This is a genomic window from Streptomyces violaceorubidus, assembly GCF_000717995.1.
In the GTDB taxonomy this organism is placed as follows: Bacteria; Actinomycetota; Actinomycetes; order Streptomycetales; family Streptomycetaceae; genus Streptomyces; species Streptomyces violaceorubidus.
This window is the reverse complement of the sequence record NZ_JODM01000012.1, coordinates 23,183-34,543: the sequence shown is the minus strand read 5'-3', so window position 1 is coordinate 34,543 and position 11,361 is coordinate 23,183. Positions and strand designations below refer to the sequence as shown.

Annotated in this window: 9 protein-coding genes and 2 pseudogenes; 4 read left to right on the top strand and 7 right to left on the bottom strand. The window is 73.5% G+C overall.

Translation table 11 applies throughout. From position 1 onward, the window contains the following. Positions 1 to 123: 123 nt before the first annotated feature. Complete coding sequence (locus tag IE94_RS0116825) at positions 124 to 1,332, top strand: TerD family protein (protein WP_030184670.1); 1,209 nt, start codon at positions 124 to 126, stop codon at positions 1,330 to 1,332. 48 nt (positions 1,333 to 1,380) lie between these two features. Here IE94_RS0116825 and IE94_RS0116820 read toward each other — a convergent pair whose 3' ends face one another. The 3 genes from IE94_RS0116820 to IE94_RS0116810 all read right to left on the bottom strand — a co-directional run bounded on the left by IE94_RS0116820 (position 1,381) and on the right by IE94_RS0116810 (position 5,431). Next, positions 1,381 to 1,941: a TetR/AcrR family transcriptional regulator gene (locus IE94_RS0116820; RefSeq protein ID WP_030184663.1), complete on the bottom strand. Its 561-nt coding sequence runs from the start codon at positions 1,939 to 1,941 to the stop codon at positions 1,381 to 1,383. A 416-nt stretch (positions 1,942 to 2,357) separates the two neighbouring features. Further along, on the bottom strand, positions 2,358 to 3,827 hold the full coding sequence (locus IE94_RS0116815; protein WP_030184661.1) for a PhoX family protein: 1,470 nt from the start codon (positions 3,825 to 3,827) through the stop codon (positions 2,358 to 2,360). Between the two features lie 176 nt (positions 3,828 to 4,003). After that, positions 4,004 to 5,431 (bottom strand): hypothetical protein, encoded by a 1,428-nt coding sequence (locus tag IE94_RS0116810; protein WP_030184654.1) that lies wholly within the window; start codon positions 5,429 to 5,431, stop codon positions 4,004 to 4,006. A 313-nt stretch (positions 5,432 to 5,744) separates the two neighbouring features. Here IE94_RS0116810 and IE94_RS0116805 point away from each other — a divergent pair, with 313 nt between their 5' ends. Further along, positions 5,745 to 7,586, top strand: coding sequence for an endonuclease/exonuclease/phosphatase family protein (locus IE94_RS0116805; RefSeq protein ID WP_030184645.1), 1,842 nt, complete (start codon positions 5,745 to 5,747; stop codon positions 7,584 to 7,586). Positions 7,587 to 7,616: 30 nt separating this feature from the next. Here the strand turns inward: IE94_RS0116805 and IE94_RS0116800 are convergent, their stop codons facing one another. From IE94_RS0116800 to IE94_RS0116790, 3 genes are all read right to left on the bottom strand, one after another. Further along, positions 7,617 to 8,324, bottom strand: coding sequence for an antibiotic biosynthesis monooxygenase (locus tag IE94_RS0116800; protein WP_030184641.1), 708 nt, complete (start codon positions 8,322 to 8,324; stop codon positions 7,617 to 7,619). 152 nt (positions 8,325 to 8,476) lie between these two features. Then, a complete protein-coding gene (locus tag IE94_RS0116795; protein ID WP_030184637.1) occupies positions 8,477 to 8,938 on the bottom strand; it encodes a DUF3618 domain-containing protein in 462 nt (153 codons plus the stop codon). Further along, entirely contained in the window at positions 8,935 to 9,354 is a 420-nt protein-coding gene (locus IE94_RS0116790; RefSeq protein WP_030184634.1) for a phage holin family protein, read from the bottom strand. Before IE94_RS0116790 ends, IE94_RS0116795 begins: the two co-directional genes overlap by 4 nt. A gap of 179 nt (positions 9,355 to 9,533) precedes the next feature. On the opposite strand from IE94_RS0116790, the pseudogene dapA reads away from it, so the two are divergent. Then, positions 9,534 to 10,474, top strand: a pseudogene (dapA, locus tag IE94_RS35720) (4-hydroxy-tetrahydrodipicolinate synthase). Here dapA and IE94_RS0116780 read toward each other — a convergent pair. After that, positions 10,459 to 10,713, bottom strand: a complete 255-nt coding sequence (locus tag IE94_RS0116780; RefSeq protein ID WP_030184630.1) for a hypothetical protein — start codon at positions 10,711 to 10,713, stop codon at positions 10,459 to 10,461. The pseudogene dapA and the gene IE94_RS0116780 overlap by 16 nt on opposite strands. 138 nt (positions 10,714 to 10,851) lie before the next feature. Between IE94_RS0116780 and IE94_RS38150 the strand changes: the two are divergent. Then, positions 10,852 to 11,341 (top strand): annotated as a pseudogene (locus IE94_RS38150) (DNA alkylation repair protein); the annotation flags it as partial. Between the last annotated feature and the right edge of the window lie 20 nt (positions 11,342 to 11,361).

Below are 11,361 nucleotides of genomic sequence, written 5' to 3'. Positions count from 1 at the left end.
GAAACGGGCGGGGGCGGCGGGGGCCAGAGCCCCGAGACCGCCGCCCCACCCGCCCTCGACCCAATTGGCTCCCGGGTAAGGGAACGGTAAAACGCCCCCGCTCGTTCACCCGGCATGACAGCTATGACCCCCGGCTCGAACATCCCCCTCTCCGCCGCCCGCGTGACGGTGGACGTCGCCGCGCCCGTGCGGCTCGACGTATCGGGCCTGCTGCTCACCGCCGACGGCAAGGTGCGCTCCGACGACGACTTCATCTTCTACAACCAGCCCACCGGCCAGGGCGTGACCTACCGCTCCGGCGGCGGTGCGGCCCCGGACGCGATCGTGGTGGACACCACCGCCGTCCCGCCGGGCATCGAGAAGATCGTCGTCACCGCCAGCCCGGACGCCGCCGGCCAGACCTTCCAGGGCATCGAGCCGACCGCCACCATCCGCAACGCGGACGACAACTCCGTGCTCGCCAGCTTCACGCCCCCGCAGCTCGGCACCGAGACCGCCCTGGTGATCGTCGAGGTCTACCTGCGCAACGGCGCCTGGAAGGCCCGCGCCGTGGGCCAGGGCTACGCCAACGGCCTGGCGGGCATCGCGACCGACTTCGGCGTCACGGTGGAGGAACCGGCGGCCCCGGTCCAGCCGGCGGCCGCGCCGCAGCCCCGGACGGCCACGCCCCCGCCCCCGCCCGCCGCGGCGCCCACGATGCCCGCCGCGCCGCCCGCACCGCCCGCCGCACCGCCCGCGCCCGCCCCGGGCACCGGCAAGATCAACCTCGACAAGGGCCGGGTCAGCCTCCAGAAGAACCAGACGGTGTCCCTCGTCAAGGGTGGCCGACCGGTCCTCTCCCAGGTCAAGATGGGCCTCGGCTGGGAGCCGGCGTACCGCGGCAAGGACATCGACCTGGACGCGTCCGTCATCGCCTACGGCCCCCAGCGCAACCACATCGACAGCTGCTACTTCGGCAAGCTCTCGATCGTGAACGGCGCGATCAAGCACTCCGGCGACAACCTGACCGGAGAGGGTGGCGGTGACGACGAGGTGATCGTCGTGGACCTCGGGCGGCTCCCGCAGGAGGTCAGCGGCCTGGTCTTCACGGTGAACTCGTTCTCGGGCCAGAAGTTCACCGAGGTCGCCAAGGCGTACTGCCGCCTCATCGACGCCGCGAGCGGCGAGGAGCTGGTCCGCTTCGACCTCACCAGCGCCGAGCCGCAGACCGGCGTGATGATGGCGAAGCTGATCCGCCAGTACTCCGGCGAGTGGGAGATGACGGCCATGGGCGACTTCGTCAAGTCCCGCACGGTCCGCGGCATGGTGAAGCCGGCCGCGCAGGCCCTGTAGGCGCCCGCACGTCGAGAAGGGCCGCCGCCCGTCCCGCGGGTGGCGGCCCTACGGCCTCGCCAGACCCTCCATGAGCAGCGACAGGTACCGGCGCACGGTCGTCCCGTCCACCTCGTCGGCCGCCTCGGCCGCCGTCACCACCCCGTGCAGCAGCCGCAGCACCTCGACCGGCTCGACGTCCGGCCGCAGCGCGCCGGCCTCCTGCGCGGCCCGTACCAGCCGGGTCGCCGCCCCGCGCACGCAGTCGCCGCACGCGGGTCCGCCGCCGGTGACGGCCGTACCGAGCAGCGCCTTGAGTCCGCGCACCTGGAGCATCCCGACGGCCAGCTCGTCGAGCCAGGCCAGGAGCGCCGCGCCCGGCGCCCGCACCGCCGCGATCACGTCGGCGCGGGCCGCGATCGCCTCGACCCGTTCGAGGTAGGCGGCCTCCAGCAGCGCCTGCCGCGTCGGGAAGTGCCGGTACAGGGTGCCGGCCCCCACCCCGGCACGCCGGGCGATGTCGTCCAGGGAGGCACCCTCACCGTGCTCGGCGAACGCCTCCGCCGCCACCGCCAGCAACCGCTCACGGTTACGCCGCGCATCCGCCCGCATGGGCCTGACCTGCGCCACAGCCCCTCCCTGCACAGCGGGCAACCTTCCGGGCACCCTACCGCGAGCGCTCGGTACGGTCCTCCCAGGGCCAGTCGGCGTCCCGCCCCGCCTCCTCGAACGTCTTCGAGGGAGACACGGCAGCAGAAGGGTGCCCGAGGTCGGAATCGGCGACGGAAACAGTCGGATGCTCTGCCGAATTGAGCTGCACCGACCCGAAGTCGATGACGGGATTCGAACCCGCAACCGTCCGATTCGAGGAAGTATCCGCTGCCTGCGCACCGGGCACCCCTCGGCTGCCGGGCCTCCCGAGATCAAGAGGGCGGCGGCATAGGGTTCTTCGGAGAGAAGAAGTGGCCGCCGCCCGCGCACCGGGAGGTTACGAGTGGACCTTCAGCACTCCAGAAGGGCGGTCGTCGTGCGGGCGACCGAATTGATCAACCACGCTTCTGGCGCTTCCACGGCCCCGTGATCGCCAGCATGATGCCCGGCGTCTGGATGTTGGCGTAGAGGGTCCGGCCGTCGGGCGAGAAGGTGACGCCGGTGAACTCGCTGTACTCGGGCTCGTCCGCGGTGCCGAGGTTCAGTTCGTTGCGGGCGATGGGGTAGGTGCGGCCGCTGTCGGTGGCGCCGAACAGGTGCTGCACGCCCTCGCCGTCCTCGGCGATGACCAGGCCGCCGTAGGGGGAGACGGTGATGTTGTCGGGGCCGTCGAAGGCGCCGTCGGCGGACGGGTCGGCGTTGACGCCGAGCAGGACCTTCAGGGTGAGGGTGCGGCGCTTGGGGTCGTAGAACCAGACCTGGCCGTCGTGCGGGCGGCCGGGGCTCTCGTCACGGGCGTAGGAGGAGACGATGTAGGTGCCGCCGTCGGCCCACCACATGCCCTCCAGCTTGCGCGCGCGGGTGACCTCACCGGTGGCGAACTGCTTGCGCACGGAGGTGGTCTTCGCGTCGCGGTCGGGGACGTCGACCCAGTCGACGCCGTAGACGGTGCCGGTCCTGGTGGCGCGGGAGAGGTCGTCGACGAACTTGCCGCCGGAGTCGAAGCACTTGAAGGCCTGGAGGACCCCGGCGTCGTCGGCGAGGGTGCGCAGCCGGCCGCGGCCGTGCCGGAAGTGCTCCGGCGGGGTCCAGCGGTACAGGAGGCCGTTGGGGCCCGAGGCGTCCTCGGTGAGGTAGGCGTGGCCGCGCTTGGGGTCGATGACGACGGCCTCGTGGGCGTAGCGGCCGAGCGCCTTGATCGGCTTGGGGTCGCGGTTGGCCCGGCGGTCCTCGGGGTCGACCTCGAAGACGTAGCCGTGGTCCTTGGTCAGGCCGTTCTTGCCGGCCTTGTCCTCGGTCTCCTCGCAGGTCAGCCAGGTGCCCCACGGGGTGCTGCCGCCCGCGCAGTTGGTGGCGGTGCCGGCGATGCCGACCCACTCGGCGACGTGGCCGCCGCGGCGGACCTCGACGACGGTGCAGCCGCCGGCGGCGGCGGGGTCGTAGACGAGGCCCTCGGCGAGCGGGACGGGGTGCGGCCAGTTGTCACGGTGGCCGGCGAGTTCGTGGTTGTTGACGAGGAGGGTGGCGCCGCGCGGGCCGTCGAAGGCGGCGGTGCCGTCGTGGTTGGACGGGGTGTACTCGCCGGACTCCAGCTTGGTCCGGCCGGAGTAGGTGATGATCTCGTACCGGAAGCCGGCGGGCAGGGCGAGGATGCCGTCCGGGTCGGGGAGCAGCGGCCCGTAGCCGACTCCGCCGTGGTCGTCGTGTCCCTCGTGGCCGTGACCGCGCTCCTCCCCCGCGCTGTCGGTGTCCGTGGACGCGAGGGCGTTGGGCGCGGTGGCGAGGGCGCCGACGCTGCCCGCCAGCACGACCCCTGCGCCGGTGAGCGCGGATCGGCTGGCGAAGTCCCTGCGGGTGAGCGACATGGTGTCTCCTGTGACGGTGGGCGAGCCGTGGAGGGTGGCGGACCTCGGTCCGGCGTCACGGTTCCGCCCGCTGCTGAACGGGAGTCCCGTCGCCTCCTGAACGGCAGTTGAACGGGCGGAGACTCTCCCGCACGGCCGTCGCTCGCGCTCGCGTCGGCGGGGCGCCCGCCGGGGGCTCAGCCGCCCTGCTGGGAGCGTGCCTTGAACGCCGCCTTGCGGGCCTCCTTGGCGACCTTCTTGTCGGGGTGCAGCCGCCCCATCGCCTCCAGGACGTCCGGCGTGGCCGGGTGCTCGACCCGCCAGACCGTGTCGAAGAAGCCGCTGTGCTGGCGGGCGAGGTCCTCCACCAGGGCGCGCAGTTCCTCGGAGTTGCCCTCGGCGGCCAGTTGCGCGGCGACGGTGTCGATGGTCAGCCAGAAGACCATGTCCTGCGAGGGCGCGGGCACGTCCCGGGCCCCGTGCTCGGTGAGCCAGACCCGGGCCAGGCCGCCCAGTTCGGCGTCGTCGAGGACATCGCGCAGGGCGGGCTCGGCCTCCGCGCCGACCAGGGAGAGCGCCTGCTGGCAGCGCAACCGGCGCAGCGGCGCGCCGGCGTCGAGGCCCCGGGCCGCCGCGAGCAGTTCGCGGGCGGCGTCGAGCGGGCTCCGCCCGCCCAGCCACCGCTCGGTCTCGGCGTGGGCCGCGGCGGGCGGGAAGGACGCGGTGCCGTCGAGCAGCGCGTCGGCGCCCTTGTCGGCGAGGTCGCCGACGGCGGGGGCCTCGAAGCCGGCGTCCAGGAGCCGGGCGCGCAGTCCGTACAGTCCGAGCGGGGTGAGCCGCACCATGCCGTAGCGGGTGACGTCGGCCTCGTCGACGGGGGCGGCGGGCTCCTCGTCGGCGTCGGCCATGAGCGCCTCGTCGACCGGCTGGTACTCGACGAGGCCGACCGGTTCGAGGAGCCGGAACTGGTCGTCCAGGCGCATCATCGCGTCCGACACCTGCTCCAGCACCTCGTTGCTGGGCTCGCTCATGTCGCTGGGCACGATCACCGAGGCGGCCAGCGCGGGCAGCGGCACCGGGGCGTCGCCGGGTCCGTCCTCGCCGACGGTGAGCAGGTAGAGGTTGCCGAGCACGCCGTCGAGGAACTCGGACTCGGCGTCGGGGTCCCAGTCGAGGGAGGACAGGTCGACCTCGCCGCCCTCGGCCATCGCGTCGACCAGGTCGTCGAGGTCGGGCACGCTCGCGTCGGCGAGCACGGCCTCCAGGGCGGTGAGCCAGATCCCGAGCACGTCCTGGGGGGAGCCGCCGGTGAGCAGGGCGAGGTCCTCGCCCGCGGCCACGGTGCCCGCCTCCTCGTCGGTGATCTCGACGAGCCCGGTGTCCACGGCGATCCGCCAGGCCTCGCTCGCGTACGCGGCGGCGTCGTCCCCGCTCAGCCCGAGCTGCTCGGCCGCCGCCGGCAGTTGCTCCTCGACGAGCCCGCCCCCGGCGTCGACGCGGGTGTCGGGGCCGGCCCAGCGGGCCAGTCGCGCGGCCCGGGCGAGCACCGGCGCGGACAGCGCGTCGCGGGCCAGGTCCGCTTCGGGGCGCAGCCGTGCGGGCGGCAGGGTGGAGCTGTCTGACATCGGAAGTTTCTCCTCGCGCGCCTCTTGACCACCGTACGGCCGCATCCGGCCGCGTCCGGGCGTGGTCCGGACCGTGTACGGCTCAACTGCTCAGCCTAGACGGGTTTCGTCCCCTGCCGCCCGGTTCATCTCCCCGCCGGGTGGTGTACATGGCCGAAACCTTGACAACCGGCGCGGCCAGGCAGGAGATTGACGCGCGTAGAAAGCGGGGGGCGGGCCGGGGAAACACGTGTTCCTCCAGGCCCATGCGTCCCGGCGTCCCTCGCGTCCCACCCTCGTCCCGGCGCCACGTCACGTCCCCGGAGGGATCCCGTTGGCCAGCAAGTCCTCCGCGCGCCTCGCCGCGCTCACCGTCGCCGCCGTCTGCTCGGCGGCGTCCACCGTCGTCCTCACCGTGCCCGCGCACGCCGGTCCGGCAGCGGCCGACCCGGTGCGGATCCATGACATCCAGGGCAGCACCCGGCTGTCCCCGTACGCCGGCCGGCAGGTCGCGGACGTGGCCGGCATCGTCACCGGCGTCCGGGGCTACGGCTCCTCCAAGGGCTTCTGGATCCAGGACCCGCGTCCGGACGCGGACCCGGCCACCAGTGAGGGCGTCTTCGTCTTCACCAGCAAGGCCCCCGAGGTCGCCGTCGGCGACGCGGTCACCGTTTCCGGCACGGTCTCGGAGTACGTCCCCGGCGGTACGTCCTCGGGGAACCAGTCGCTGACCGAGATCACCCGCCCCGCGGTCACCGTCGTCTCGAGCGGCAACGCCCTCCCGGCCCCGACGACCGTCTCCGCCCGGTCGGTGCCGCCCGCGTACGCCCCCGAGGGCGACGCCGCGGCGAACGGCTCGGTCAACGGCCTGACCCTGCGACCGGGGGCCTACGCCCTGGACTACTACGAGTCCCTGGAGGGCATGAACGTCCGGGTCCTTGACGTCCGGGTGGTCGGCGCCTCGGACCCGTACACCGAGCTGTGGGTCACGGTGAAGCCCTGGGAGAACCCGAACCGCCGCGGCGGCACGGTCTACGGTTCCTACGACGCCGGGAACACCGGCCGGCTGCAGATCCAGTCGCTGGGCAAGCCGGCCGACTTCCCGGCCGCCGACGTGGGCGACACGCTCGCCGGCACCACCGCGGGGCCGCTGGACTACAACCAGTACGGCGGCTACACGCTGGTCGCGAGCGAGATCGGCGCTCTGGAGAGCGGTGGCACCGAGCGCGAGTCGACGCGCCCGCAGAACGCGCGCGAGCTGGCGGTGGCGACGTACAACGTCGAGAACCTCGACCCGTCGGACGACACCTTCACCGCGCACGCCGAAACGATCGTGCACCACCTGAAGTCGCCCGACATCGTGTCGCTGGAGGAGATCCAGGACGACAACGGCGCCACCGACGACGGCACCGTCACGGCCGACGAGACGGTCGGGAAGCTGATCGACGCGATCGTCGCGGCCGGCGGACCGCGTTACGAGTGGCGGGGCATCGACCCGGTGGACAAGGCGGACGGCGGCGAGCCCGGCGGCAACATCCGCCAGGCGTTCCTGTTCAACCCGGAGCGGGTCTCCTTCACCGACCGGGCGGGCGGCGACGCCACCACGGCGACCGGGGTGCGCAAGGCGCGCGGCAAGGCGGCGCTGACCCTCTCCCCCGGCCGGGTCGACCCGGCGAACCCGGCCTGGGAGGACAGCCGCAAGCCGCTGGCGGGCGAGTTCGTCTTCCGCGGCCGGACGGTCTTCGTCATCGCCAACCACTTCAACTCCAAGGGCGGCGACCAGGGTCTGACGGCGCAGTACCAGCCGCCGTCGCGCGGTTCGGAGACCCAGCGCCACGCGCAGGCGACGGTGGTGAACACCTTCGTCAAGGAGATCCTGGCCGCCCAGGAGAACGCGGACGTCGTCGCCCTCGGGGACATCAACGACTTCGAGTTCTCCGAGACCGCGCGCCTCCTGGAGGACGGCGGCGCCCTGTGGTCGGCGGTGAAGTCGCTGCCGAGGAGCGAGCGCTACTCGTACGTCTACCAGGGCAACAGCCAGGTGCTGGACCAGATCCTGGTCAGCCCGTCGGTCCGCCGCGGCGGCCACCTCGCCTACGACAGCGTGCACGTCAACGCCGAGTTCCACGACCAGATCAGCGACCACGACCCGCAGGTGCTGCGGTTCCGTCCGTGACGGGACCCCGGTGGGGGCGGGTTCGGGACTTCAGCGGGGCACGAGGCCCAGCGCGTGGTCGTAGCGACCGACCGTGCTGCTCTTCAGGCCCGGCCAGTTCCGCACCCGCTCCCACTGGGGCGTCGCCGAGCCGACTCCGTCGCCGGGTGCGGCGAGGGCGTCGATGTGGGCCCGGGCGCTCTCCCACTCGGCGTAGTTGAGGACGCGGGTGCCGTCGGTGCTGAGGTGGAAGTGGGCGCGGATGCCGCCGGGGTGCGGGTTCGGCTCGCTCTCCAGGGCCTCGAAGACGGCGTCGACCCAGGCGCGCTGCCGCTCGGGGTCGGGCCCCTCGAACTCGACCTCGACGATCACGACGCAGCCGGGAACGACGGCTGCCGCCCCGGCCGCGCGGGTGGTGGCGCGGTATTGCCGGTACCTGCCGAGCCCCAGCCGCTCGATGCCCGGCACGGCGGTGTCGATCTCGTCGACGCGCTCCTGCCGGTGGGTCTTGGCGAAGGCCTCGTACGCCTGCTCGCTCGCCCACTGGGAGTGGTGCAGCAGGGTGCTGCCGTCGTGCCCGGTGTAGACGTGGTAGCCGCGCAGGTCCCGGGCGGGCCAGGGCCGGTTCTCCCAGGTACGCGCGATGGCGTCGACGGTCTGCCGCTGCCGCTCGGGGGTTCCCACGCGCCAGGTGCTGAAGAAGGGCGCGAGAGCGTCGGGGCGGGCGAGGCGGGGGTGGGCGTCGGTGCGGCGGGTCATGCCGGCCTCCGGTGATCGTGGTCGTCGGGTGCACGCACCACTCTCCGACCTCGACCAAGGTTGAGGTCAAGGCCCTCCCGCTACCGGCGAGACGCAGGCGACGAGGGGCCCCGTCGGGAGCCCCTCGTCGCGCCGCTTCCCCGTGTGTGCCCTCAGCAGTGCCCGTGACGTCGCCGCACCAGGCTCGCCGCGACCACCACGCCCGCCGCCGCCCCGGCGGCCAGCACGACCCGCGGGTGCCCGAGCCCCGCCCGCACCGCACCGCGGGCCCGACCGGGCGACGCGTGCCGCTCCGCGGTGCCCCGGGCCCGGCCCGCCTTGTCGTGCGCGGTGTGCCCGGCCCGGCCGGCCTTGTCCTGCACGGCGTGTCCGGCGTGCGCGGCGGAACTGCGCAGTTGCACGCCCATGGCCCCCGCCTTGTCCTTCAGGTCGGCGGCCTTGGCCTTGGCACGGCCCTTCACGTCGGCCTTGCCGGCCAGCTCCTCCACGGTGTCGCCGAGCTGGCCGCGGGTCTCTTCGATCTGCCTGCGCAGCTCGTCGGGGCCCTTCGCCCCGCCGACCGGCTGCGCGGTGGAGCCGCTCCTCGAACCGTCCCGGCTCGTCGCGTCGGTCATCGATGTGCCCTTTCCCTGATCTGGTCGACGTCGGCCCTGACACTGCCGAGGGTCTCCTCGGGCTTGGGCGGCACGGCCCGGCGAAGCTGGGCGCGACCGGTCATGGCCAGTACGCCGGCGATCACGAAGAGCGCCGCCGTCACGATGAGCGCCGCGGCCCAGACGGGCAGTACCAGCGAGAGCGCGGCGGTGGCCGTGCCGGCCAGCGCGAACAGGCCCACGTAGGCGATGGCGCCCGCGGCACCGAGCATTCCGCCGCCGCGCCCGGCCCGCTTGCCCTTCTCGGCCAGTTCCATCTTGGCGAGGGCCACTTCCTGGCGCACGAGCCGGGAGAGCTGTTCGGTGGCCTGCCCGACGAGTTCGCCCACGGAGTGCTGCTCGTCGTGCGCCGGCCTGGTGTGCATGGTTCCGGTCACGGTGTTCCCGCCTCCTCTCGGTTCGGAGCACCCCGGGTACCCCGGGCCGAGCGGCGCTACCCCTACCGGCACCCGCACCGCGGCGAACCCGCGAACGCTCCCGCACTGAAGCGTTCCTTACGCATACCTGGTAGCCGAATTAAGTGGAGCTACACTGTCCGCCCGCCGACACTACTCCCATGACGACACCCCTGACGACACCCGTGACGGCGGGCGACCGCCCCGCCGCCCCCTTCGGCCGCGCCCTGTGCGCCATGGTCACGCCCTTCACCGACTCCGGCGCGCTCGACCTCGACGGCGCCCGGCGGCTCGCCGGGCACCTGGTCTCGCGGGGCTGCGACGGCCTGGTGCTGTCCGGCACCACGGGCGAGTCGCCGACCACCACGGACGCCGAGAAGGCCGCGCTGGTCGCGGCCGTCCGGGAGGCGGTCGGGGACCGGGCGGCCCTCGTCGCCGGCGTCGGCACCGCGGACACCCGGCACACGGTGGAGCTGGCGCTGGCTGCCGAGAAGGCGGGCGCGGACGGACTGCTGGTGGTCGCGCCGTACTACAGCCGGCCCCCGCAGGACGCCCTGGAGGCGCACTTCCGCGAGGTCGCCGACGCGAGCGGGCTGCCCGTGATGCTCTACGACATCCCGGGCCGCACCGGCACCCGCGTCGAACCCGACACCCTGCTCCGCCTCGCCGGGCACCCGCCGTCGCCGTCAAGGACTGCGCCTACGACCTCCTCGGCACCCAGAAGGTGCTGTCCCGCACCGGGCTGGCGTACTACGCGGGCTGCGACGAGCAGGTCCTCGCCCTGTACGCGGTCGGTGCGGCGGGGTACGTCAGCACCGTCGCCAACGTCGCGCCGGACCTGTTCCGGGCCGTCCTCGACGCCTTCGACGCGGGCGACACCGGCCGCGCCGCCCTGCTCCAGCGGCGGGCGATCCCCCTCATCGAGTCCATGATGGCCGCCGGCCTGCCCGGCACGGTCACCGCCAAGGCCCTCCTCGGCGCCCTGGGCCTGCCGGCGGGCCCGGTCCGCGCGCCGCTGCGGCCCGCGGACCCCGAGACCATCGCCGGCCTGCTGGCGGCCTACGGGGAACTGACCGCCCGCGCCGCTCAGTCCCAGGCGTAGCCGTCACCGAACAGCAGGGTGTGCTCCAGTACGTCCTCCGCCGGGTCGTCGATCTGCCCGACATGGACGTTGAGGAGCCCCACGCGGGGGCCGTTGTGCGAGCCGGTCGTCGTCTCGTCGGCGTGCGCGGCCCCCGCCGCCCCCACCGACCCGCAGCACACCAGCACCGCGGCCCCCGCCGCGGCCAGCAGGCGCGCCGCGCGCGTGTTCGTCGTTCCAGGGGTCGTACCAGGCGTCATCCCAGGTCCTCGTCTCGTCGGATCGGCGTCTGATCGGACTCTGCGTCCACCCGTTCATCCGCCAAGACCACCGGAAAGTCACGGGCGGTCATCCGTACGTGCGGGTCACCGTGACCCGCGATGAGCAGAAGGCGCTACCACGGTGTGAAGCTCACCGGGCTGCGCGCGCTCGCGAAGCGCCTGGGGACCCAGCCGGAACTCGCGCGCCGGCTCTGGGCCACCGACGACACCGCCGCACGCCTGCTGGCCCTCCTGATCGCCGCGCCGAGCAACTGCGCGTGGCCTGGACCACCGACCCCGAGCCCGTGGTCGCGAGCGCCGGCTGGGCCCTGACCACCGAACGCGTGACGAGGAAGCCCGCCGGTCTCGACCTCACGGCCCTGCTGGACACCGTCGAGTCGGAGATGAAGGACGCCCCAAACCGCCTCCTGTGGGCGATGAACCACTGCCTGGCCCGGATCGGCATCGACCACCCCGAACACCGCCCCCGCGCCCTCGCCGTCGGCGAACACTTGGGCGTCCTGAGGGACTACCCGCTCCCCCGGGCTGCACCTCCCCCTACGCCCCCGCCTGGATCACGGAGATCGTCCGCCGCCAACAGCGGCCGACCACCCCCACGAACACCTGAGCGCCCTCCCCGCGACACAC